Source organism: Parashewanella sp. 2304DJ23-3 (assembly GCF_056591695.1).
On the sequence record NZ_JBWQOH010000001.1, the window covers coordinates 457,664 to 480,780 of the forward strand.

At 39.1% G+C, this 23,117-nt stretch carries 20 protein-coding genes and 1 other RNA gene; 10 read left to right on the forward strand and 11 right to left on the reverse strand.

The genetic code is table 11. The annotated features are described in order from the left end of the window. The first annotated feature begins 41 nt into the window (after positions 1-41). Genes AC1EU2_RS01945 through AC1EU2_RS01955 form a run of 3 tightly spaced genes read left to right on the forward strand, consistent with a single transcriptional unit; the run spans position 42 to position 4,447 of the window. Positions 42-1,301, forward strand: a complete 1,260-nt coding sequence (locus AC1EU2_RS01945; RefSeq protein WP_480296323.1) for an efflux RND transporter periplasmic adaptor subunit — start codon at positions 42-44, stop codon at positions 1,299-1,301. A 55-nt stretch (positions 1,302-1,356) separates the two neighbouring features. After that, positions 1,357-2,058 carry an ABC transporter ATP-binding protein gene (locus AC1EU2_RS01950; RefSeq protein ID WP_480296324.1) on the forward strand — a complete coding sequence of 234 codons (702 nt, stop codon included), beginning with the start codon at positions 1,357-1,359 and terminating at the stop codon, positions 2,056-2,058. Then, positions 2,051-4,447 (forward strand): ABC transporter permease, encoded by a 2,397-nt coding sequence (locus AC1EU2_RS01955; protein WP_480296325.1) that lies wholly within the window; start codon positions 2,051-2,053, stop codon positions 4,445-4,447. Before AC1EU2_RS01950 ends, AC1EU2_RS01955 begins: the two co-directional genes overlap by 8 nt. A 71-nt stretch (positions 4,448-4,518) precedes the next feature. On the opposite strand, the gene gloA is transcribed toward AC1EU2_RS01955, so the two are convergent. The 7 genes from gloA to AC1EU2_RS01990 all read right to left on the reverse strand — a co-directional run bounded on the left by gloA (position 4,519) and on the right by AC1EU2_RS01990 (position 10,993). Beyond that, positions 4,519-4,929 carry a lactoylglutathione lyase gene (gene gloA / locus AC1EU2_RS01960; protein ID WP_480296326.1) on the reverse strand — a complete coding sequence of 137 codons (411 nt, stop codon included), beginning with the start codon at positions 4,927-4,929 and terminating at the stop codon, positions 4,519-4,521. A 335-nt stretch (positions 4,930-5,264) separates the two neighbouring features. After that, a complete protein-coding gene (gene dld, locus AC1EU2_RS01965; protein WP_480296327.1) occupies positions 5,265-6,962 on the reverse strand; it encodes a D-lactate dehydrogenase in 1,698 nt (565 codons plus the stop codon). An 11-nt stretch (positions 6,963-6,973) separates the two neighbouring features. Further along, positions 6,974-7,354 carry a ribbon-helix-helix domain-containing protein gene (locus AC1EU2_RS01970; protein WP_480296328.1) on the reverse strand — a complete coding sequence of 127 codons (381 nt, stop codon included), beginning with the start codon at positions 7,352-7,354 and terminating at the stop codon, positions 6,974-6,976. A 32-nt stretch (positions 7,355-7,386) separates the two neighbouring features. After that, positions 7,387-7,944 (reverse strand): DJ-1/PfpI family protein, encoded by a 558-nt coding sequence (locus tag AC1EU2_RS01975; RefSeq protein ID WP_480296329.1) that lies wholly within the window; start codon positions 7,942-7,944, stop codon positions 7,387-7,389. A gap of 168 nt (positions 7,945-8,112) precedes the next feature. Further along, positions 8,113-9,276 carry a sensor histidine kinase gene (locus tag AC1EU2_RS01980; RefSeq protein WP_480296330.1) on the reverse strand — a complete coding sequence of 388 codons (1,164 nt, stop codon included), beginning with the start codon at positions 9,274-9,276 and terminating at the stop codon, positions 8,113-8,115. Positions 9,277-10,094: 818 nt separating this feature from the next. Next, entirely contained in the window at positions 10,095-10,526 is a 432-nt protein-coding gene (locus tag AC1EU2_RS01985; protein ID WP_480296331.1) for a DMT family transporter, read from the reverse strand. Further along, positions 10,523-10,993 carry a DMT family transporter gene (locus AC1EU2_RS01990; RefSeq protein ID WP_480296332.1) on the reverse strand — a complete coding sequence of 157 codons (471 nt, stop codon included), beginning with the start codon at positions 10,991-10,993 and terminating at the stop codon, positions 10,523-10,525. Before AC1EU2_RS01990 ends, AC1EU2_RS01985 begins: the two co-directional genes overlap by 4 nt. Before the next feature lie 111 nt (positions 10,994-11,104). Between AC1EU2_RS01990 and AC1EU2_RS01995 the strand changes: the two genes are divergently transcribed. Further along, positions 11,105-12,007, forward strand: coding sequence for a LysR family transcriptional regulator (locus AC1EU2_RS01995; protein ID WP_480296333.1), 903 nt, complete (start codon positions 11,105-11,107; stop codon positions 12,005-12,007). Between the two features lie 147 nt (positions 12,008-12,154). On the opposite strand, the gene AC1EU2_RS02000 is transcribed toward AC1EU2_RS01995, so the two are convergent. Continuing rightward, on the reverse strand, positions 12,155-13,078 hold the full coding sequence (locus AC1EU2_RS02000) for an alpha/beta hydrolase (RefSeq protein ID WP_480296334.1): 924 nt from the start codon (positions 13,076-13,078) through the stop codon (positions 12,155-12,157). Positions 13,079-13,683: 605 nt separating this feature from the next. Between AC1EU2_RS02000 and AC1EU2_RS02005 the strand changes: the two genes are divergently transcribed. Continuing rightward, positions 13,684-14,592 carry a formylglycine-generating enzyme family protein gene (locus AC1EU2_RS02005; RefSeq protein ID WP_480296335.1) on the forward strand — a complete coding sequence of 303 codons (909 nt, stop codon included), beginning with the start codon at positions 13,684-13,686 and terminating at the stop codon, positions 14,590-14,592. A 26-nt stretch (positions 14,593-14,618) separates the two neighbouring features. Here AC1EU2_RS02005 and AC1EU2_RS02010 read toward each other — a convergent pair whose 3' ends face one another. The 3 genes from AC1EU2_RS02010 to zapA form a co-directional block, all read right to left on the reverse strand. Further along, a complete protein-coding gene (locus AC1EU2_RS02010; protein WP_480296336.1) occupies positions 14,619-16,442 on the reverse strand; it encodes a winged helix-turn-helix domain-containing protein in 1,824 nt (607 codons plus the stop codon). A gap of 694 nt (positions 16,443-17,136) precedes the next feature. Further along, a non-coding RNA gene (gene ssrS / locus AC1EU2_RS02015) (6S RNA) lies at positions 17,137-17,318 on the reverse strand. 48 nt (positions 17,319-17,366) lie between these two features. Further along, positions 17,367-17,681: a cell division protein ZapA gene (gene zapA, locus AC1EU2_RS02020; RefSeq protein WP_129947238.1), complete on the reverse strand. Its 315-nt coding sequence runs from the start codon at positions 17,679-17,681 to the stop codon at positions 17,367-17,369. A gap of 236 nt (positions 17,682-17,917) precedes the next feature. Here zapA and AC1EU2_RS02025 point away from each other — a divergent pair, with 236 nt between their 5' ends. From AC1EU2_RS02025 to gcvH, 5 genes are all read left to right on the forward strand, one after another. Further along, on the forward strand, positions 17,918-18,496 hold the full coding sequence (locus AC1EU2_RS02025) for a UPF0149 family protein (RefSeq protein ID WP_480296337.1): 579 nt from the start codon (positions 17,918-17,920) through the stop codon (positions 18,494-18,496). 90 nt (positions 18,497-18,586) lie between these two features. Continuing rightward, on the forward strand, positions 18,587-19,828 hold the full coding sequence (ubiH, locus tag AC1EU2_RS02030; RefSeq protein WP_480296338.1) for a 2-octaprenyl-6-methoxyphenyl hydroxylase: 1,242 nt from the start codon (positions 18,587-18,589) through the stop codon (positions 19,826-19,828). Between the two features lie 32 nt (positions 19,829-19,860). Further along, complete coding sequence (locus tag AC1EU2_RS02035; RefSeq protein WP_480296339.1) at positions 19,861-21,069, forward strand: FAD-dependent oxidoreductase; 1,209 nt, start codon at positions 19,861-19,863, stop codon at positions 21,067-21,069. 230 nt (positions 21,070-21,299) lie between these two features. After that, entirely contained in the window at positions 21,300-22,394 is a 1,095-nt protein-coding gene (gcvT, locus tag AC1EU2_RS02040) for a glycine cleavage system aminomethyltransferase GcvT (RefSeq protein ID WP_480296340.1), read from the forward strand. A gap of 99 nt (positions 22,395-22,493) precedes the next feature. Further along, positions 22,494-22,883, forward strand: a complete 390-nt coding sequence (gene gcvH / locus AC1EU2_RS02045; RefSeq protein ID WP_480296341.1) for a glycine cleavage system protein GcvH — start codon at positions 22,494-22,496, stop codon at positions 22,881-22,883. Positions 22,884-23,117: the final 234 nt, after the last annotated feature.

A 23,117-nucleotide genomic window follows, 5' to 3' on the forward strand; every position in this document is an offset into this window, starting at 1 on the left:
TTCAACATTTTACTAAATGATTTCATAAGAGGCTGTGCAATATGGATAAGCAAGTAGCACCATCAAAATCAAAACAATGGAAAAAATGGTTGTTAAGCGCTTCTATCCCTACGCTTTTAGTTGGGAGTTATTTCTATTGGCAAGGACATCAAGAACAAGGCCGAATCCAAAAAGTTAATGCTTCTAGCTTGACCATTTCTACCGTGACTAAGGGTGAGTTTTCAGACAGCTTGCGCTTACGTGGCAATATTCACCCTAAAACAACGTTATTTTTAGACACGGTTGCAGGCGGTCGAGTTGAAGAAAGATTGGTAGAACAAGGTGAGTACGTAGAAAAAGGCCAGCCACTAGTTAAGCTTACCAACACGGCTTTACAGCTGGATGTAATGGGGCGTGAAGCTCAAGTTACTGAACAGCTCAACTTCTTACGTAACACCCAAATGACGATGGAAACCAATCGTTTGAATTTAAAGCGTGACTTGTTAGAAGTTGAATTACAACTGGCGCACCTAAACCGCAAAATCACCCAATCAAAACCTTTGGTTAAACAAGGTGTATTAGCTCGTGAGCACCTGATGAATCTAGAGCAAGATTTACAATATTTTCAGCAGCGCAAGGCCCTAACTGAGCAACGCCAACAGCAGGAAGAGCAGATCAGACAACTTCAAGTTACCCAACTAGAAGACAGCGCTGAAATGTTGCAATCCAATCTAAAGTTCGCCCGCAACAATTTAGATAACTTACTGGTTAAGTCGCCAATCAGCGGCTACTTAAGTGAGTTCAATGTAGAGCTTGGCGAATCCAAATCTGCAGGTAGCCGTTTAGGTCGTATCGATATTCCTGGTGAATACAAATTGATGGTCAATATTGACGAATACTACTTAAGCCAAATCAAAACAGGAATGCCAGCAAAAGTACAAATTGCGGGTAAGCCTTATCAAGTTGCAGTAACCAAGGTTGATAGCCGTGTAAAGCAGTCACAATTCACGATTGAATTAGATTTACCAAAAAAAATTGCTGGCGTAAAACGCGGCCAAAGTTTAGATGTCGATTTAATGTTTGAGGCCAACAGCCGCCAAGCTATCTTACTCGACCGTGGCGGATTCAACAGTTCAACCGGTGGGCATTGGGTATTCGTTGTTGATACTAATGGCGACACTGCATCACGTAGACAAATTAAGCTCGGACGTAAAAACCAAAACCATTATCAAGTTATCAGTGGACTCAATCCAAACGAGAGGGTCATAACGTCAGGCTATGACGCCTTTGAGAAAGCCGACACATTACAAATACAACTTTAAAACAATTTCGCAGATTTTAATTCGAAGAATAATTCAGAATTTAGGGACAAAAGCCATGATTAAACTACAACATTTATCTCGTATCTTTCGCACCGAAGACGTTGAAACTACTGCGCTGAATGATATTTCACTCAGTATCAGCCAAGGCGAATTTCTGGCTATTATGGGGCCTTCTGGCTGCGGTAAATCTACACTACTTTCAATTCTAGGTATGCTGGATTCACCATCTACAGGGCAATTTTATTTCGATGGCACAGAGCTTAGCCAATATAGTGAAAAACAATTATCTAACGTTCGTAAATCTAGCATAGGTTTTGTTTTCCAGAGCTTTAACCTCATCGATGACCTTACTGTTCGTGAAAATGTCGAGTTGCCTTTGCAGTATCAAGGCATGGGCAAGTCTGAGCGTAACCAACGTGTCGATGAGATGTTAAAACGCGTCAGCATTGATCATCGTGCAGATCATTTACCTCAACAACTTTCTGGTGGTCAGCAACAAAGAGTTGCTGTAGCCAGAGCATTAGTTATTAATCCGAAGCTTATTTTAGCCGACGAACCAACGGGTAACTTAGATTCTAAAAACGGTGAAGATGTGATGGCGATGCTGCAAGAGCTGAATCAAGCAGGCACGACTATTGTGATGGTAACTCACTCAGAAAAAGATGCGAAATACGCCAGCCGAGTAGTTCGTTTATTTGATGGTCAAATCATGCTTGATAACGCCAGCGAAACTCAACGTGAGGTGCAATATGCTTAATAATTACATTGTTGCCGCCTTGCGAGCATTTCGTCGTCAAAAGCAACATGTTTTACTGAACTTATTTGGTTTATCCGTTGGTTTAGCAGCTGCTATTTTGGTCGCACTTTATGTTAATGTTGAGCGCTCGTACGATAAGTTTCAGCCGCAGCATCAAAGCACTTATCGCTTAGCTCAGCACTTTATCCCAATGAGCTTAACGGTTCCTGCAAGTAGTCCAGTATTGAAAAAACACATCACTAAAATTGATGGTATTGAAGATATCTTCACCTTAGGGGTATTCAATAGTTTTGTTGATGATCAAGTTTCTGTTAACGATGAATATGTTTTGCTTGATGACTTATATTCAGCTTCACCGAACATTCAAGACTTTTTCAATATACAGGTGCTTGATGGTGATCTAAATAAAGCTCTGACGCTGCCCGACAGACTTGCATTAACGGAAAGTGAAGCTCTTCGTTTATTTGGCCGAACGGATGTTGTTGGCGAAACCTTATTAAGAAAAGAAGGGCATTGGACCGTTGATGCTGTACTGGCTGACTTACCTGAAAACACACATCTCTACTTTAAGTCATTATCGTCAATGAACCCGTCGTTATATGACAAAATGCACCTAAGAGATAATGCCGCATTTAATTACTTACGCATCAGCAACCCAAGTCAGGTTGAATCGATTGCAGCTCAACTCACAAAGTTATTAAATGACACCGTTTATGATGGTAATAATGTTGTAGAAACCAGCTTTCAACCCTTAGCGGATATTCATTTAACGTCACAGTCGCGTTTTGAACTTAAAGATAATGGTTCGAAAACCACAGTGCTTATCTGTATTGGTTTAAGCGTGCTATTGATTGTGATTGTAAGCGTTAACTTCATTAACATGAGTATCGCTCAGTCGAGCCAGCGTGCTAAAGAAGTAGGCGTTCGTAAAGCACTAGGTGCATCTAAAGCTCAACTGATTACTCAGTTTTTAACAGAGTCAGTTTTACTAACCGTAATTGCAGCAATCATTGCCTGTGCCATCGTAGAACTGAGCTTACCTTGGTTCAACACACTTATCGGCGGCAACTTGGTATTGAACTATGCTACAAGCTTTAGTTTATTTATTGTTGTTATCACGCTAACAGTTGGTGTTGTTGCAGGCTTATATCCAGCATTATTTATCTCATCATTCAGTGCTAAACGCGTATTAAGTGGTGACCTACAGCGTGGTAAAACAGCCATTTGGGTGAGAAAGTCTTTATTGGTATTGCAATCAGCATTATCCATTGCGCTAATTATTGGTTCCGTCACCTTATATCAGCAACTCCAGCTTCTGAACAGCCTACCTGTTGGCTATGCTAAGCAGCATAAACTGTTAGTTTCAGGCTTAGGAAATAAAGACTTATTTAACCAACATAATTCTGCGTTACTGAGCGAAATTAAACGACTTCCCGGCGTAAACTCGGTATCGGCTATCGATAATGATTTAACCAACGTTATCGGTAGTTCGATCCAGTTTTTTTGGCAAGGTTCTGAGCAAGGACAAGTCATCCCATTTGTGGGGGCTGGATATGACATTGCTAAAGTTCAAGGCTTTAATTTAATTGCTGGTAGAGACTTCTCTGAAGAGTTTGCTTCTGACTGGTACTCAAAGCAAGAAGATGGCACAAATAAAGCGTCAATTTTAATTACCCGTAACCTAGCCAAACAAGCTGGATACCAAAACCCTGAAGATGCCTTAAATCAAGTTTGGCGTTTTAATGGCACAGACCAAGGCGTGATTGTAGGCGTAATTGAAGATATTGTTGTCGGCTCAGTAAAAGATACAGTAAATCCAACAGTCATTGTATGCGGTCTATCGTTCCAAAATGTTGCTCGCTTAGTGATTGATTTCGAACCTTTAGAATTGGCAAATATTAAAGCGAGCGTAAAACAGCTGCTACAACAAAAACTCAACATTGCGGCTTCTGATATGGAAGTGCTGTCACACAACTATGAGCAGGTATATCAAACTGAGCGTCAAATCACTGAGGTTGTTATGATCTTCTCTGGCCTCGCCATAATTCTAACGTGTGTTGGTATTCTTGGCTTGGCTTCATTCAGTGCTTTAAGACGTAGCAAAGAAGTCGCTATTCGTAAAGTATTGGGGGATACCGTATTTGGTTTAGTCAACTTACTAGCAAAAGAGTTTATGCTGCTGGTATTAATCAGTGCTGTAATCGCCTTCCCTGCAACCTACATACTCGTTGATGACTGGTTGAGTAACTTTAACGAGCGAGTGACTCAATCTGTACTTGCTTATCTTGCAGCGGTTACATTAGTCACTGGCATTACTTGGTTAACAGTAGCCAGTATCGCTTACAAAGTGGCGAGCGCTAGGCCATCATTGAAACTTCGTTATGAATAATTAATACTTTGTCCCGTCTTGAAATATTCCAAAAACCCAAGACGGGACACTCATCAATTGAAGGTAAAAAGTTAACCTAAACCTTCAGTTGCAGATTTCATTTGAATAAGTTCAATTTTATATCCGTCAGGGTCTTCAACAAAGGCAATTTCTGTATTTCCGCCCAATACAGGGCCAGGTTGGCGAGTAATTTTTCCACCAGCGGCTTCAATGATTTTGCATTGATGGTATATATCAGCAAAGCCAATAGCCAAGTGACCGTAACCAGTACCCATGTCGTAGCTCTGCGTATCCCAATTATGGGTCAATTCTACAACCGCTTGGCCAGTTGATTCATCCGCATAGCCAACAAATGCCAAAGTGTATCGATACTCTTGGTTTTCTGACTTTCTGAGTAACTTCATTCCTAGCATTTTGGTATAAAATTCGATACTTCTATCAAGATTACCTACACGAACCATAGTGTGTAATAGCTGTGACATGATTTACGTTCCTACTTTTTGATTTGAATATTTAGGAACTGTCCCATAATAGCTTCCCCGTTTTGCTGTCGTTTATTTTTGAGCTTATGCAAGGAGGAGAAAGTGCGGTGTAGTTATTAACGACATACACAACTGTCGTTACTACGTTTCTAAATGAGCTTTCGACAACGCAGTAGAAGCCAAAAATAAACACAGCCCAAAGGGTTACGCTTAAAATTGCCACTCTCAGCGTTACTCATCATTCATTTATAGCAACTAAACTTCACTCTTCGTGCCTTGATATTGGCAATTTTAAGCTGTAACAAATCGGGAAGTTATTTCGGGACAGTTCCTTGTTATTGATAATTCGATTTTTTTGAAAGCCCACCAATTCCAGCATTAAACGCATTGGTTGGGTCTAGTGTTTTATAATGTTCAGCCAACGGTTGCTCAGCTTGATAATGGTGTCCAACATTATGCTCTGCTGGATATTTTGCACCTCTCAGCTGGCAATAAGCCAAAATTTCCAGCTTCAAAGAAGCTATGTTTTCACCTTTTTTAACCAGATAGTCTTGATGTAAAACATGGCAAAGAAAGTGACCATAGTAATTTTTATAAACCAATTTCTGATCAATACCTTCTGGCAACACCTCAAACCAATCGAAACAATTTCTTGGTAGAGCAATATCCAGCGCTACGAGACCTTCTACTTCTTTTGCATGTACAGCTTCATACTGTATGGCAGCACTGGCACAAGCGTAACGTAACAACCCTGCATCAGCTGCCTGTTGAGATTCTAATTTAACGATATTGATTTTAGCGGAAGCCGAATAATCATTATTAACTTCATCGACAAAAGTTTCTAATTCTTCAATACCGTTCGATTGAGCATTAATGATTAAATGATGTTGATACTGTCTATTTAGGTCACGGAAAAATTTTGGCGTCTGACTGCCAAGAAGTCTAAAAAAATAGTGACAGAAACTGTCTATGATGCCGCTATTGTTAAAGCCCAGCTTATTCAGCCAACCATTTAACTTCTTTTTTATTTTAAAAAACGAAGGTAAGTAGCTACTGCCAAATTGCTTAATCATAAATACCGTATCTCGCCCATAAGCTTCAGCAAGATGAAATGCATCATGGTGAATATATTCGGCACTGATAGGTAAATGTTCCCCTTCCTGAAGAATTTTACGACGTAACGCCTGAAGCGAAACGGCTGAATTAGTACTGATAAAAAACGCTTGGCTACGTTCAGCTTGTTCAAAACTATCCAGTCGAACGGCAAAAACAGCTAACTTCCCAGCACAGCCGCTGGCTTTGTATAAACGGCGAGTATCGGCATTAAATCGAGCAGGATTAGTGCTTTGGATATCACGAACATACTGTTGATACTCATGGTCTGAGGCTTGTTTCTCAGTTTTAAGAATATCTTGTTCGCTAAATTCACCTTGTTGTAAGCGAGTTAGTATTTCCTCTGGCGTATCACCTAAGTCAATATCCAGTTCATTCCTTAAATGAAGTTTGCCAAACTCGTCGACTTCAGCATACAAGGATAGCTCTGTATAAGCAGGGCCTCGTTCAACCAAAGCGCCACCAGAATTATTACAAACACCACCTACAATCGAAGCGCCAATACAAGATGAGCCAATAACCGAATGTGGCTCTCTTTTTTTCAATTTTAACCGCTTCTCTAAATCAAAGAGTGTTGCACCTGAAAGTGCAACAATTTGCTTTTGAGACTCTAAAAAATGAATACCGTTTATGTGCAGTGTGTTAATAATAACCGTCGGTCTTTCAACGCCATCAGTCGGTGTTGAGCCACCAGTAAGCCCCGTATTAGCGGCTTGCATGATCACCATTGCACCGGCATTAATACAAGTCTCAAGCACCTGATATTGTTGCCACAATGTGATGGGTAATGCGACTGCAACCGCTGGACCAAAGCCTTCTCTAAAACCTTTACGATATGGCTCGGTATCACTATCACGGGTTAATAATTGCTTAGGTGCAAGAATTGCACCCAGCTGATTAACGAGGTTCTGAGTGTTCATATCATACTGCTTTAATGCTTATTTGAATTGATTGGTGTTTTTGAAGAGTAAAGTTGTTTCTCTAATGACAATATTTGCTCTACGTTTGATACTTCAGATAATGAACTGCTATCTCGAGTGATTTGATTATTCGCCATCATAGAAAGGTAGCGGGCACAACAAACCCTAAGAAACGAAGTAAAATTTCCTAAATCGTGCCCAGCATCAATAGACTCAAGATAAAGCTTACTGATCAATGACGTATCCGTCATGTTATCTCGTTCAGCAATTTCGTTTAACACTTGCCAAAAAAATTGTTCTAATCGTATTGATGTTACGACACCTTCAATGCGAAGAGATCTTGTTTTTGGTTGCCATAACGATGGTTCAGCATCAATGAATAGCTGGCACATAGCGTTCCTTTCTACGATGTTGAAATATGGAGTTAAAGCAATTTATTAAACTGCTTTAAAAACTCAACTTGAGCCGTCCAAGCTGGTCCTGTGACTAAATTGTCATCGGTAATTGCCGACTCTAATGGCAAATCTATATAGGTTGCTCCTGCCAACTCGACCTCTGGTTGACAAGCAGGGTATGCATTCACTTTTCGCCCTTCGAGCACTTTAGCTGCGGCTAATAACTGTGGCCCATGACATAATGCAGCTACAGGCTTATGAGTAACGAAAAAGTGTTGTACCATTTTTATTACATCAGCATTTAAGCGTAAATATTCAGGCGCACGCCCACCCGGAATATATAGTGCATCATATTCTTCAGGCTTAATATCGTTAAAAGTGGCGTTTAAAGTAAAGTTATGCCCAGTTTTTTCTAAATAGGTTTGGTGATTTTCAAAATCATGAATTGCAGTAGCTATTTGCTCACCAGCCTTCTTGTCTGGACAAACTGCATCTACCTCATGCCCCATTGCTTGTAGCGCTTGGAAAATAACCATATTTTCGTAATCTTCTACAAAATCACCAGTAATCATTAGAACTTTAGACATAACATTCTCAACCTTTCCTTATTGATAATTGTGAATTACATCACAATTTAAAAGGTTAAGGGTAGTAACTGAATACTACAGAAACTGTCTATAATTTTGGTGTGAACAAGGCACTTTTAAAATGATAATGAAAGTAAGCCTATTCCAAAGCCGATCAAATATATCGGTTCATTTACCAAGTAACGGCAAGGTAATTCGAGCGAAAGCCCCGTCCTCTCGTTCATTATTTTTTAATAATAAATCGCCACCATGACGGCTAATGATTTGTCGGCTTAATGCTAAACCAATACCACAGCCGTACTTTTTAGTGGTATAGAAAGGCACAAATAAATTATCTGGATTACTGACACCAACACCACAATCAATGACATCAATGACGATCTGAGTGTCATTTTGTTGCCAACATACACGAATATCTACACGCTCAAGGTCAAACATGGCTTCTTGGGCATTCTTGATTAGATTTACAAGCACTTGCTCAATTTGCGCTTTATCAGCATAAATTTGGGGATTAGATGTGGAAGTTTGAATGCTCGATTGAGTAAATAGAGGGACAATCGAATTGACTAAGTCGAGTAAATTAAACCGGCTCTTTTCTGGCGCTGGCAGTTTTGTGAGCCGTTGATAACCTTTTAGGAATTCATTCAATGATGTTGAACGCTCTTTGATGACGGCTAGTCCATCATTTAAACTCTTTCCAAACTGGGTAGGTAACTCTTGCTTAGATGATAGTCTCAACAAAGTGTCACTGATCGATGCAATGGGGGTAAGTGAGTTATTGATTTCATGGCTTAAAACACGTGATAACTTTTGCCAAGCCAGACGTTCTTCCTCTCTTAATAGGCTTTGAATATCTGAAATAAAAACTAGTTGATGTTTCTGTCCGTTTTCAAAATATTCATCAACATGCAAATACACCCTTTTGTTCTGTTTTTCTAACGTGAACTCTACCACTTTTCGATAGCAATCTTCTGGTAAATTATGCAAACCAATCGTTCTGATAGGCCACCCATCAATTTCACTAAATCGACACTCAAACAGTCGTTCAGAGGCAGGGTTCATTAAGCGAATATTTTTATGATGATCTATCGCAATAATAGCAACATCAATCTGATCGATAACCTTATCTAATAAAATTTGCTCTATGCGACCATCAACGTCAGTAGAAATCCAACGAATGTTTTTTGGTGCTAGTACACCTGTACCACGCACAGTTACGACGAAGTCGCCACGCTGCACTTTATCCGTGAGCACAGAATCTTGGCTAACAATAAGATCGGCATTATTTGTGTTTAGAAGGAAAAACAGACTGGCAACGATTCCAAAAGTCACTAAGGAGCTGATTAGTAACTTCTTGTTAATTTTCTTTTTTTTATTCCGAGTAATATCCATAGTCTCGATTCATATCTAATGATTATGAATGACTTAGTCAGCTTTCGTGCCAAAACCTTACTACATTGTTTTAATTGGTTTTTTAATTTTTTTATGAAGTGGGCTTGAAGTTTAATCCCAAAATCGGAACAGATTTACTCTCAACAGTGTCCCGAAATCGATACGGCCATCGATGGACTCGTAACTGCAGAAAGAATAACGAGTTATTGATCGGTTTTAAGTGACATTAAATAAGCCAAGAGCAGCCAACAAAAATAGTATTATGAACAAAGCTAAGAAGGCACATAAAAATGACTTTAGTTGGGACTGGTATTTAAATTTCCAAGCAAAAAATAAATGTAAGGGACCACCGAAAAAAGAAAACAATATGGCCATCAACGCCTGTAGTATCACTCCTCCGACTAATGGTTGATAAAAATAGTAGATAATTAGGGGGGGGTAAACCCATCAACAGCCATAAAGAGATAATTTTTAATACTGAAACTGGCTTCATACTTTTCCTCTCTTTACTCAATTATTCTCTGGTAAAACTTGTCTTATGAAACTCTTATTAGCCCATACATTAATAATCTCTGAACCTAGCATCAGCTTATGCTAAGCAGTCATTGGTTGCTCCTTAAAGCACGATTTATAGAGTATCAAACACACTTCTGGACATAAATGAGTTTGCCTATCACTACTACTTACTATTCAATTCTAGTTTGCTTCCATGTATTGAGTCAGAAGTATGCACCAGAAATCCGGAGCTTTGTTATTGCTCAGTCTTTTTTACTAGATTTTGCAACTGACAGATACATACCGACAATAATCATTACAAGACCAATGGCTTGATATAGAAATAATTTTGAGCCTGTATCGACACCATCAATCAAAATACTTGTGATCATTTGGCCGCTCAAAATGAGCAATACGGCTTTAACCGCACCAACTTTGTGAAATACAAAACTATTGATTGCGACATACAATGCACCGATAACTCCACCCAAATAAATTGAAAACTCAAAGTCAGAACTAAGCTCAGAAGGAAAATTGAAAAATAAGAAAACTAATAAAGACAAAAGAACAAAGCCGACAAAGTGATTTACTGTTGAAGCAACAAATGCGTTTTTCTTCATGCTTAGCATGCCGTTCAGTGTTCGAGCTAGGGCAATTAAAACACCATTCAGTAAACCCAAAAATATCATCGTCATAGCATCTCTCCTGAAGCTAAGATAATTAATAAACTGCCACCTGTGATCAACAGCAAACTGGCAATATCTTTAAGGCTAACTTTCTTCTTTACAAGTCCAAACCAGCCAAAAGAATCGCTGAGTAAGCTAAATAGAATTTGACCTATAATTGCTAGTGCTAGCGTTCCTGAAAGTCCTAAATAACTGTTTACTGTATAGCCAGCAAGCAAAACTGTAAAAGCGCCGGGTAATCCACCGAGGTAGGCTATCAGTGGAGCCTTACCGCCATTATTTGTTTCTTTTTTTGATGTTCGTTGACTTACAAACATTAACACTAAAGCTGTTAAGCCTCCGATGCCATGAGCAAACCATGAAGCCTCTATTGGAGAATAAGCCACTGCTAATTGGCTATTAAAGAAAATCATGAGGGCTAAAAGCCCGCCAGCCCCAAGAGTTAAAATTGAAAATCTTAACTGGTTATTTTTCATGTAAAATATACCGATACCTCTATATAGATGCCGTATTGTATATAGATTTATTGACGAATAAAGCTCAATTGTGGAAACTTATAGTTGAGAATAAGTTAATAATAAAATTTAATGAATAACCTTTCTGCGCTTCCTGTTTTCGTTACTGTAGTCAAACTTGGTTCATTTTCAAAAGCTGCCGCTGAGTTAAAAATAACAACTTCAGCTGTCAGCAAACGGATTAATCAACTTGAACAAGACTTAGATGTTAGGCTATTAAACCGAACAACTCGTAGCTTAACGTTGACTGAAATGGGTAATGTCTACTTCGAGTTTGCCAATAAAGCATTTGATCTGACTAGACAAGGTGCTGAGGCATTACAAAGCCTGAAACAAAAGCCAATGGGGAAGTTGAAGATTAATGCTCCAATGTCTTTTGGTCGTCTTCACCTTTCGAAAGTCATGCCGGAATTTTTACAATTGCATCCTGATGTAGAGGTTGAATTATCCTTAGATGACAGAATGATTGACTATGTAAATGAAGGGATTGATGTTGGGATCAGAATAGGTAATTTACCAGATAACTCATTAATAGCTCAGCGCCTCGCTCCATGTATAAGCACCTTATGCGCAACACCAGAATATTTAAAGAAGTTTGGCATACCGACAGAACCAGCAGATCTGGAAAGTCACAATTGCTTGTTTTATTCCTACTATCGTGCTGGTTTTGAATGGACATTTTTCAAAGATAATGAGGATTTTTCTGTAAAGCCAAGGGGAGGCTATCAAGTTAATAACAGCGAAGCGTTAAAAGAAGCTTTACTACAAGATGTAGGAATTGGAAATATGCCTATTTTCATCATCGAAAATGAATTAAAGAATGGCTCCATAGTACCTGTATTAGAGCAATATCTCTTGCCTAAACATGCGATAAATGTGGTTTACCCCAACCGTGAACATTTACCACCGAAAGTTATTGCGTTCGTCGAGTTTTTAAAATCAAAGTTTAAAACAGATACTCCGAATTGGTGTTAATTTTGTGTTCCAAATTCGGAATTGGGGCAGGAATGTGCCAGTCGATTATGCTGGCACAGGTTTGGACAAAACCTACTTACACCAGAGGCACACTTCAGATCATCAATAAGCCAGAAAAAACTGGCTCATTGATAAATTTAAAACAAATTATATAGACTTAACTATCTGCGAAATGTGCGTAATTGATTCTCTAGCTGACTGGCTTATAGAGGATAATTGAAAGAAACCATGTATGACGCCTAAATAGCGTCGACACTGTGCGGGGACTTTAGAGGCAAGTAACTTTTTATAAAAAAGTTCTCCTTCATCTAGCAGCGGATCAAACTCTGCGGTGATGATGTGTGTTTCTGGTAATCCCTTCAGATCTTTTCGAAGAAATGGACTAATTTCTGGGTGAGTATGCGATATTTTAGAGCCTTCTATATATGTATCAAACCCAGCAATCAATGCGTCACTAGTGATAATATAATCTTGGCCATTAACTTTATAGCTGGTACAAGATGCGGTTGCATCAAGCATTGGGTAAATTAAAATTTGTTTTTTTGGCAACCAATTACCCATATCCCTCAATCTAAAAGAGGTTATTAAAGCGAGTTGACCACCTGCACTATCACCTGCCAAAACGATTTTGTCATTTAACCCACCCCATAAATGACAGTTTTCATGAATATAGTTTGCTGCAACGAATGCATCATCATGAGCTGCGGGGTAACAATGTTCTGGAGCTAAACGATACTTAACAGCAACAACAATTGCATTAGCCTGAAAAGCGATCTCACGAAGCTGTTGTTCATGAGTTTCGAACGAACCACTTACAAAGCATCCTCCATGAAAATAGATTATTACAGGGAGGTTCTTTTCTTTAGAAGCTTTATAAATTCTTAAGCAAACGCCTTCTCCAACTACATCTTGTACTTCAGGTAAATCACGTTTCTTTCCAGCTAGTATAGAACTTGCAACATAACCTTGTCGTCTATCTACTAAACTGAGTTTCGCCATAGATGGACAACTAGCCTCTACGAACTCTGAAACTAATTTGTCTATTCCATGCTCAATAAAATACTCAGCCATAATTACTCCATTTTACTACTTAGCTTTTCGAAAAAAAGCATTTTACCTTAATGAAAAATATAAGGAATAAGAAGCTAGAAAAGTAACATTTCTGGCACGATATGGGGCAGAAATGTGCCAACCGTTCAAGCTAACAAAATTTTGGACAGGGCCTTGCTAGAACATTTCACGACATAGTTCTAATTTGGCATTAAAATGTCAAATTTAGCCTTATATTTAGATGACTTTTTGATTGGAACATTACAATGTGCATAGGCAGCACTTTACAATCGCTGTAACTCCACGCCCCTAGGCACTAAGATGTTAAATAGCCCTCTTGTTTTGATGAAGACTGTCGGTCAGCCATATTAACAATATTTTGAGTAATTATTTATGTGACACTTAGGCCATCACTTTTTTTGCAAATATTTTTATTCTACGTTGATAGTAATAAAGCTATAACATTAATTGATGGTATTTCAGAGTATTACCATCATTCCTCCAACAAAACGACGTAATAATAATTCTATTATTTTTCTATTTTTAGTGAATGCGTAGATTTTTTATAGGATTTCATTTTGCCTTTGCTTAATGCTGTTTTCATCGTTAACAAAGGAAGTAGAAAAATGAAATATAAAGCCAAATTATCCTTATTATTCATATTAACGGGCAGTTTTAATGCTTCTGCCGGTGTTCTCATCATTGAGCCAGAAATGGTCACAATTCCAGCTGGGAGCTTTATAATGGGAGGAGATAAGAAAAAACAACAGCCACGTCATCACGTTGATATTAGTACGTTCAAATTAGCAAAACATGAAGTGACAGTAAAAGAGTTTCGACAATTTGTATCTGCAACAAACCATAAAACCAGAAATGTATGCTGGGTTTGGCAAGGTGTACAACCAAACAATAGATGGGGTATTACTCGTACAGAAGGCAATTGGAAAGAATCGAAACATGCACCGTCAGATGATCACCCAGTAATGTGTGTCACATGGGAAGATGCCAAAGCCTATGCCAGTTGGTTAGGTAAAAAAACAGGAAAGCTCTATCGTCTACCTACAGAGTCTGAATGGGAGTATGCCGCTCGTGCGGGGTCTAATTCAAAGTACTTTTTTGGCGATAACCCGAAACAACTTTGTGAATATGCCAATGTATTTGATCGCCAGGGTGCAAAAGCATTTCTGCGGGATCATAAAATCGATACAAAGGCGATTGAATGTGATGACGGCAATGAGTACACCAGTGTTGTTGGTCAGTATAAGCCAAATGCATTCGGGCTGTATGACATGATTGGGAATGTTGGTGAGTTTGTACAAGATTGTGAGCACGATAATTATCAAAATGCACCAAATGATGGACGCGCTTGGGAATATGGCTGTAACTATGAACAACTGATGGTCATTCATCGAGGTGGATCGTACGGTTCAGGTGCAAAGAAATCGAACATCGCAACTCGCTCTCACGCCGGCCCAGATAACCCTAGCAGCTTAGGTGAAGGCTTTCGATTAGCTGAAACCATTATCTCAAAATAGCGTTTAAGATGCTTTGCAGCATTCACTTATAAAGTGAGTGCTGCTAACTTATCTTTATTGCTTGAACGCCAGTAAGGTGTGACGTTTTCTTTTAAATACTGCAAATAGTAATCGGGGTTTTCGGCTTTATCATAAAGAATTAACGCTGCATCTAAACTCAATTCTATCTCGCCTGAAAACTGAGCTTGTTCAAAGGTACGTTGAGCATGTTTGATTACCTGCTCATCTTGATGCTGGGATTGAGCGAGTAACGTTTTAAGAAACGAATTATGTACATTATCTGAAGTTAAAGTCTTGATCAGTGCTTCGGCTTCAATGTATCTTTTCTGTTGTAAATATCCTTCCAATAATATCTTACGACTTTCCTGTGCCACCCAAATATTCGGTGTAAGCGCCGTACGCATAAGAACTTGCTTTAGATGTGGTTCTTTATCCATCGCTGAGTTAGCAAAAATGGCATAGTGAAATGAAATAGTGGCTAAGTGATAGTCGGGTAACTGATAGGTCTTAATTTTACTCTGCGCTTGATGTAAGTATAAATATTTATCTTGTTGTTGCTTATGTTTATGAGCCATGATCGATAAATACGTCAATGCGTTAAGTTCACGTAGTACGTCTTTAGCTTCATAAGCTAAACGAGCAGATTCAAGCAAATTAGCCTTGATTGAAGCATAATCATTTTCTTGATGATCTAGCCACGATTGGGAAGTTAATGCATCTGATAACCGTCTAAAATCACCCGTAACTTCAAAATACTCAATCGATTTTTGTAACTTTTCTTCGCTGAGTTGATATAAGGACTTATTGGTTAAAATTGTACTTTGATATAATAATGCGTTACCTGCCTGTTGTAGGTTTCCTGACTCATTTGCTAGTGTTGATAGCTTTTCAGCAAGCGACATTGCCTTTTCGAAGTCCAAGGTTTTTATATAGGAATTAACCAGCTGGTTTAAGATGATCAAATCTTTTGGTGCCGATTGATGCGCAATCAAGAGTTTTGCTTGCTTAACTTCTGGTGCTAGAGGTGCCTTAAGTTGCTCGTATATTGCATTATGGCTTAAGTGCTGATTAAGCTGTTTAATCACATCTTGCTTCGAGGCTGCCATGATCTGCCCCTTCCATTGTGAAAACTCACTTTTAATGAAAAAGTCTAAGTAAACGTTATCTCGATGTGTTCTAAATTGCCCTGTTAGTAATAACGGGTATTGTTCCTTCAACACTGGGAACTTAACCTCTGATGTAACGATAAAATCAGCACGTTTTAAATCAGGTATTGGCATAAAAGATATGTTCGAAGTGTCTTCGAGCACAGTTGTTGTGTTGCTATCGAGTTCTGTGAAAGGAATATAAGCCAATGTGGTCTGCACAGAAGGGGCTTGCACTTCTGCATGATTAAACGATGAGTAAGTAATATAGAGCGCAGTGGAAATGATACAGGCGATCAGCAATAACGCATAACTGTATGGTCGGTTAGTGCGGATAAAGAGTAAGTTTTGATTATGAGTGGGTTTTACAGGTAATGCATTAGTGTGAGAGTCAGCATCTGGCTGCGGCTCACATACTACGGTCTCAAGTTGCCACTGATAGCCTCTTTTAGAGAATGTTTTAATACTTTCACTACCAAAAAGGCTTCTTAATTGGCTGATGTTTTGAAAAATAGCTTGTTCAGATACAATCTTATCCTGCCAAACATCAGCTAAAATGGCATCTTTACTTAAGACTTTGTTTGAGTTCTCAAGTAATAACTTTAAGACTCGAGCTTCATTATGCCTGAGAGATACCACATTATTTTTCTGTGTTAGTACTAGACCTTTGCTATCAAATTCGAACTCATTAAATTTATAACGCATTATTGTTATTGTATAAATCTTATTATTCTTTTGCTTATAGTAACTTAGTAATGAGCAGCAAGTAACGCAATAGTTGTCTTGAGACATAACTATTTTATAAATATATACCTCGTGAGCATTTAAATAAACACCTTGAATTCGGGCTTAAATAGCAATAAACAAAACGTATATTGCTATTATTTTTAAATTCAAATCAAGTACGGATACGCCAAATTTCTTCGAGATTAAATTGATTATTAACACTTGTGGTTTTGCCTTTGCTCACATTAACATTCCGACTTCCTGCTATTAACATGAATGTAATTGAGTGTAATGTTCAGAGAATAACGTCGTTCTTAATCGAATTTGAGCAAAGATCTTTAACAACCAATCAGAGCGATACTCTCATTACAAAAAATCATTACAGAACAATATTCTTAAAGCTGGTTACGAGCCAATCTAATTCAGTTGAATGTCGCTGATATAGAAACTCTAGGATCGCCTCTAATTTATTCATGGATTGACATTGTTTAAGAGTTTGGCCAGTAACACGCTGAAAACTTCTTTCAAGAGTTCGCTGTGATCAACATCCAATTTTTTCTGCGGAGCCGCAGTCTCTTATTAGATGTTTTAGTAATGATTTAAGAGCTATAAATATATCTTATAGGTACAGTGACAAAAAGCCCTGACTTTAAAGTCAAGGCTTTTTGATAGGTAGCTCCCCAAGATACCGCTGCCGGTGTAAGCCCTTGAACCGTAGGTTCAAGGCGGGTAAAGCCATACTTCCTAAGGCTTCTCGGTACAAGCCGAGCATGCTCAATGTCAGTAAAACCTTCACCCTAAGGTTGTAAGCATCGGCACAGGGACATTACTAGCTGGCTAATACCCCAGGGAGCGTAACGCTGTTGTGTTAATCACAGTTGCAATTAACTAAAATTCTTTAAATTAGGACTTTGCTTGCCCTACACTGCGCTCTACAAGCGCTTGTTCTAACGTTGATTGTAACAAAAGAATGCGTTCATCCATTTGTGACATATACGCCTTGTTTTTCTGTTGTTCAGTATAGAGCTCGTGACCAATATTTAATGCTGCCATTATCACAATTTCTTCGCGACTCAGGCTTGATGTTCGACCTTTTAGTTCAGCTAATTGTGTTTCAAGCTTATCAGCAATATCTCTTAATGCTGCTTCTTGGTCTGGCGGACAGGCTATTGAGTAGGTCCGCCCCAATAATGTGATATCAATGGCTTTGTTACTCATGTCTATCCAACATCCTTTATGTTGAGCTTAAGTCGGACTATATAAGTCCCGTATAAAAAGTGCAACAGACTCTTCAAAATATCTAACCCAATTTAATTTAGTTGCTGCTTCTTTAACTATGTTAGCTAATTTTTCATCGCTGTGCCTCAATTTGTAATCAGCTTGATTTGCACAAGTTTTCTCACAATGTGCTATCTGTTAGTATTAGCAGCAATATTTCTTTATGGAACAAATCTATGGTTACTCCACCGTCTTTACGGACTGACAAGCTCATAGCAGCATTAAAAGCCGCTGAAATTTCTTTGCATCCGTCTGAAGTTCATGGCGCTGTTGTTGGTTTAATTTGTGGAGGTTTAGGGGAAAAAGCTGATCTTTGGTTACCCGCCTTAACCGATATTATTAGTGAAGGACGAGCATTTCCTGAGTCTCTATTAGCTGTGGTGGCCGATCTTCATAAAGATGCGTATGACCGTTTGGCTGAGTTTGAATTTGGCTTTACGCTGTTGCTTCCTGAAGAAGAAGAATCACTCACCTCTCGTGTTGAAGCCTTATCTTTATGGGTTCAGAGCTTCTTGACGTCAATAGCTATCGCTCAACCTAAGATCAATAAAAGTTCTGAAGACGTAAAAGAAGTCGTTAAAGATCTTTCTGAAATTTCACAGATTGAGTTAGATATTTCTGAAGATGATGAGTCTGAAGATGCTTATATTGCGCTTGTCGATTACGTCCAAGATGCCGTAGCGATTTGCTTCGCTGAATTTATGCGTGATGGCCAAGAAGATGATAGTGAAGACAAGCCGGAAGTACTTCATTAATTTACATTTCTATTTATGTGATTGATTCAAATCATGTCATTATCTTGATGAATCAATCACACTACTTCGAAAAACTCGCTCGGAAGGTTCATGGTCGATAACACATCAACACACGGTTCAACCCATCAATTTGATGTCGTCATTGTCGGTGGGGCAATGGTTGGCTCAGTATTAGCGCTTGGTTTGGCACAAAAAACTAAAAAGCTAAATAAATCGCTTAACATTGCACTTGTTGAAGCCTATGAACCAACCGCTGAACACCCTGGTTTTGATGCCAGAGCCATTGCTTTGTCGCATGGCACAATTGAAGCATTCAAAAACCTCGATATTTGGGATGATATAAAACACCTTAGCACCGATATCTCTCGTATTCATATTTCTGATCGAGGCCACTTCGGGATGACTCAACTGGATGCAAAAGATTTTAATCTTGATGCGATGGGGGCAGTCGTAGAACTAAGCCCTGTGGGTTTTGAGTTGCACCAAAAATTGCAAAGCTCAGATGTCACCATGTTTTGCCCTGCAAAAGTGACCGACGTTACCACTGAAATTGATAATCAAACGTTAACGCTCGATAACGGCGAAAAGCTCAATGCAAAATTAGTCGTTGCAGCTGATGGTGCTCATTCAATCATCAGACAAAGCCTTAATTTAACTCAGGAGTTTGTTGACTTTGAACAAACCGCAATAATTGCCAATATTGAACTTGAACAGAAGCATCAACATAGGGCTTGGGAACGTTTCACTGATACCGGCCCATTAGCATTATTGCCCATGTCTGAGTTAAATGGATGCGATCGCTTATCCCTTGTTTGGGCATTAACGCCTGAGAAAGCTGAACAATATCTACAATTGTCTGATGATGCTTTTATTGAAAAGCTACAACAAGCATTTGGTTATCGAGCGGGCAAATTAATTGCTACAGGTAAGCGATTTAGTTACCCATTGATCATGACCTGCATGCCAAGACCGATTCATCATCGCACGATTTTTGTCGGTAATGCGGCCCAGACCTTACACCCAATTGCAGGGCAAGGTTTTAACTTAGGGCTCAGAGATATAATGACTGTAATTGATGTTATTGAAAATGGGCTCAAATCTGTACAGGATTTGGGATGCACACAAATTACGCATACTTACCTAAAGCAAAGACAAGAAGATAGAGATAACACCTTAAATAGAGTTGAGTTTTTGGTGAGAGGATTTTCTAATAATCACTGGCCTTTGGTTTGTGGTCGAAGTCTAGGATTACGCTTACTCTCGTATCTGCCTTTTCTTAAAGCGCCTGTTGGTAAAAAAGCCATGGGTTACACCACTCAATCTCATTTTTAGCGAATAGCTATCTAATACGTAACGGATTAACAATGTTTAATACTCAAAATTTCGAAGTAGCAATTATTGGTGGTGGCATGGTTGGGCTTGCAACGGCTATAGGTCTTGCACAAGAAGGCATTAAAACCGTTGTGATAGATGCAGGTGAAACTCAAGCTGTTACTGGCGAAACTCGATTACGCGTTAGCGCCATTAACAAAGCCAGCACGAATTTACTTAAAAATCTCGGTGCATGGGATTATGTTAATGAGTCCCGTGCTGGCCACTACGACACCATGCACGTATGGACCAAAGACGGTTTAGGTTCAATCGATTTTGATGCGAAAGATCAAAATGAGTCAATACTTGGCAATATTATTGAAAATGATAATATCAGTCATGCGCTTGCAATGCGTGCGGGTGAATTAGCCGAATTGACACATATTCAAAACCAAAGAGTTGGTAATATCGCATTTGGCGATAAAGAAACGTGGATATCGTTAAGTTCAGGTGAAAACTTAACGGCTTCAGTTGTTATAGCTGCAGACGGTGCAAATTCATGGGTGCGTGAACAATGCAAAATTCCACTGACTTTTTGGGATTACGATCATCATGCTATCGTAGCGAACATTCGTACCGAAGTGGCACACAACAATTGTGCAAGACAGGTTTTCCTAGCCGATGGTCCTTTAGCCTTTTTGCCACTCAATGAACCTGACTTGTGCTCAATCGTTTGGTCTGTTCCACCAGAAAAAGCAAAAGCATTACAAGCCATGGAAACTGAAGCCTTTAACAAAGCGCTCACTGCGGCATTTGATGGAAAATTAGGATTATGCAAGTTAGAAAGTGCAAACCCGGCATTCCCGTTAAGGATGCGTTATGCCCGACAGTTTGCGCAGCACCGACTCATTTTAGCTGGAGATGCGGCTCACACGATTCACCCTTTAGCAGGACAAGGTGTGAATTTAGGCTTTTTAGATGCAGCAAGCATCATTGAAACTCTGAGTGAGTTAAAACAGAATAATCAGGACTTAGGGGAATATCGAAATCTACGCGCCCTAGAACGTTGGCGCAAAGCCGAAGCGGCGGAAATGATTGCCTCTATGGAAGGTTTAAAGCGTTTATTTGCTGGTTCTAACCCTATTAAAAAAGCCTTGCGAGATTTAGGCTTAAATTTAGTTAATCAAATTGGACCAGTTAAAGATTTATTCGCTAAACATGCGTTGGGGCATAAATTAAAATTGCCTAAATTGTGTAAGTGACAATTATCTAAAACCTAATGATAAAGCCGTTCATTCCCTATAACGGCTTTTTTTATGCGTCATATTTTGCGTATTTCATATTATTAAATCTAATGCTTAACCATTCATTTTTAGAAAAACTTTTGTATACAATTTGTATCTTCGAGGTATAATTTTGCAACTTTTTCTCTTACTCATTTTAAAAAATAGAGTTAAGACCCCTACAAAAATAACCCCCAAAAGGGATAACAATGGCAAATAAAACAGTACTCTTTGATAAGCATCTTGAATCAAACGCTAAAATGGTTGATTTTTACGGCTGGGATATGCCGCTTAATTATGGTTCTCAGATTGAAGAACATCATGCTGTTAGACAAGATGCAGGTATGTTTGATGTTTCACATATGACTGTTGTAGACATCACGGGAACTGAAGCTAAATCATTCCTAAGAACCTTACTTGCCAACGATATTGCAAAATTGACTGTTACGGGTAAAGCACTTTACGGCGGCATGTTAAACCATGAAGCTGGCGTAATTGACGATTTAATCACTTATTACCTTACAGAAACTCATTACCGCCTTGTGGTTAACTCTGCTACCCGTGAAAAAGATTTAGCTTGGATTAACGAACAAGCAAAAGCTTTCAACGTTGAAATTACCGAGCAACCTGAACTTGCAATGATTGCAGTTCAAGGACCAAACGCAAAAGCAAAAACGGCAAACGTGTTAAATGATACACAAAATGCAGCTGTTGAAGGTATGAAGCCTTTCTTTGGCGTTCAAGCTGATTCATTATTCATTGCTACCACTGGTTACACTGGTGAGTCTGGCTATGAAATCACCGTACCTCAAGCTGAAGCTGAAGCTTTGTGGCAGGCGTTATTAGATGCAGGTGTTCGCCCTTGTGGTTTAGGTGCACGTGATACTCTTCGTTTGGAAGCTGGCATGAACCTATACGGTCAGGATATGGACGAAACGGTTAACCCAATTGCTGCAAATATGGGCTGGACTATTGCCTGGGAACCAGAAGATCGTAACTTCATTGGTCGTGAGGCACTCACTACCATTAGAGCAAATGGTACTGAAAAGATGGTTGGCCTAGTGATGGAGCAAAAAGGTGTACTTCGTCACGGCATGAATGTTTTCTTCACTGACAGCGAAGGTACAGAGCACCAAGGTATTATCACTAGTGGTACTTTTTCCCCTACATTAGGTTATAGCATCGCTATGGCTCGTGTACCAAAAGGCATTGCTGGAGTTGCGGAAGTTGAAATGCGTAAAAAGCGCGTTGAAGTAAAAGTTGTCAAGCCTTGTTTCGTTCGTAATGGCAAACAAGCATTTTAAAAGATTATAAATAAATATAACTAAGAATATTGTAGAATATGTGCGCCTCAATTTATCAACACAACCTGAGGCGTTACACTCAACAAGGAATCATAAAAAATGAGCACTTTACCTACTGAATTAAAATACGCAAAATCTCATGAATGGGCACGCAAAGAAGCGGATGGAAGCTACACTGTTGGTATTTCTGAGCATGCACAAGAGCTTTTAGGCGACATGGTGTTTGTTGAACTTCCTGAAGTTGGTGATGCGGTATCTCAAGGCGAAGATTGTGCAGTTGCTGAATCAGTAAAAGCAGCATCTGACATTTACGCTCCAATTTCTGGCGAAGTAATCGCAATCAATGAAGAGTTAGAAGACTCTCCTGAATTGGTAAACGAATCTGCATTTGGCGAAGGCTGGTTATTCCGCGTTAAGCCTTCTGACGAAGCTGAGTTAGCTAACTTACTTGATGCTGACGGTTATCAAGCTGTCATCGACGAAGAGTAAGAAAGAATTTCGTATACTCGTGATAGTCCAAAATGTAGTAATTCAGCGAGAATTAATCGCCATTTAGGCAAAGCGTTTTTACGTAGAAATAGTGGTTCTAATTTAAGGGAAAACAACGAAGAATAAATGGCGATTAAACTCGCACTTCGTGGGCTTCTCAGCTTTCATTCTTCTTTGTTGTGAAAGCTCGAATTAGCCCCACTAATCTTTTACTTTCACGCCTCAAATAATGAA

Excerpts from the sequence above, each read along its gene's own strand:
- AC1EU2_RS01945 (WP_480296323.1), top strand. The coding sequence starts at position 42 with ATGGATAAGCAAGTAGCACCATCAAAATCAAAACAATGGAAAAAATGG.
- AC1EU2_RS01950 (WP_480296324.1), top strand. The coding sequence starts at position 1,357 with ATGATTAAACTACAACATTTATCTCGTATCTTTCGCACCGAAGACGTT.
- AC1EU2_RS01955 (WP_480296325.1), top strand. The coding sequence starts at position 2,051 with ATGCTTAATAATTACATTGTTGCCGCCTTGCGAGCATTTCGTCGTCAA.
- gloA (WP_480296326.1), bottom strand. The coding sequence starts at position 4,929 with ATGTCACAGCTATTACACACTATGGTTCGTGTAGGTAATCTTGATAGA.
- dld (WP_480296327.1), bottom strand. The coding sequence starts at position 6,962 with ATGAACACTCAGAACCTCGTTAATCAGCTGGGTGCAATTCTTGCACCT.
- AC1EU2_RS01970 (WP_480296328.1), bottom strand. The coding sequence starts at position 7,354 with ATGTGCCAGCTATTCATTGATGCTGAACCATCGTTATGGCAACCAAAA.
- AC1EU2_RS01975 (WP_480296329.1), bottom strand. The coding sequence starts at position 7,944 with ATGTCTAAAGTTCTAATGATTACTGGTGATTTTGTAGAAGATTACGAA.
- AC1EU2_RS01985 (WP_480296331.1), bottom strand. The coding sequence starts at position 10,526 with ATGACGATGATATTTTTGGGTTTACTGAATGGTGTTTTAATTGCCCTA.
- AC1EU2_RS01990 (WP_480296332.1), bottom strand. The coding sequence starts at position 10,993 with ATGAAAAATAACCAGTTAAGATTTTCAATTTTAACTCTTGGGGCTGGC.
- AC1EU2_RS01995 (WP_480296333.1), top strand. The coding sequence starts at position 11,105 with ATGAATAACCTTTCTGCGCTTCCTGTTTTCGTTACTGTAGTCAAACTT.
- AC1EU2_RS02000 (WP_480296334.1), bottom strand. The coding sequence starts at position 13,078 with ATGGCTGAGTATTTTATTGAGCATGGAATAGACAAATTAGTTTCAGAG.
- AC1EU2_RS02005 (WP_480296335.1), top strand. The coding sequence starts at position 13,684 with ATGAAATATAAAGCCAAATTATCCTTATTATTCATATTAACGGGCAGT.
- AC1EU2_RS02010 (WP_480296336.1), bottom strand. The coding sequence starts at position 16,442 with ATGCGTTATAAATTTAATGAGTTCGAATTTGATAGCAAAGGTCTAGTA.
- zapA (WP_129947238.1), bottom strand. The coding sequence starts at position 17,681 with ATGAGTAACAAAGCCATTGATATCACATTATTGGGGCGGACCTACTCA.
- AC1EU2_RS02025 (WP_480296337.1), top strand. The coding sequence starts at position 17,918 with ATGGTTACTCCACCGTCTTTACGGACTGACAAGCTCATAGCAGCATTA.
- ubiH (WP_480296338.1), top strand. The coding sequence starts at position 18,587 with ATGGTCGATAACACATCAACACACGGTTCAACCCATCAATTTGATGTC.
- AC1EU2_RS02035 (WP_480296339.1), top strand. The coding sequence starts at position 19,861 with ATGTTTAATACTCAAAATTTCGAAGTAGCAATTATTGGTGGTGGCATG.
- gcvT (WP_480296340.1), top strand. The coding sequence starts at position 21,300 with ATGGCAAATAAAACAGTACTCTTTGATAAGCATCTTGAATCAAACGCT.
- gcvH (WP_480296341.1), top strand. The coding sequence starts at position 22,494 with ATGAGCACTTTACCTACTGAATTAAAATACGCAAAATCTCATGAATGG.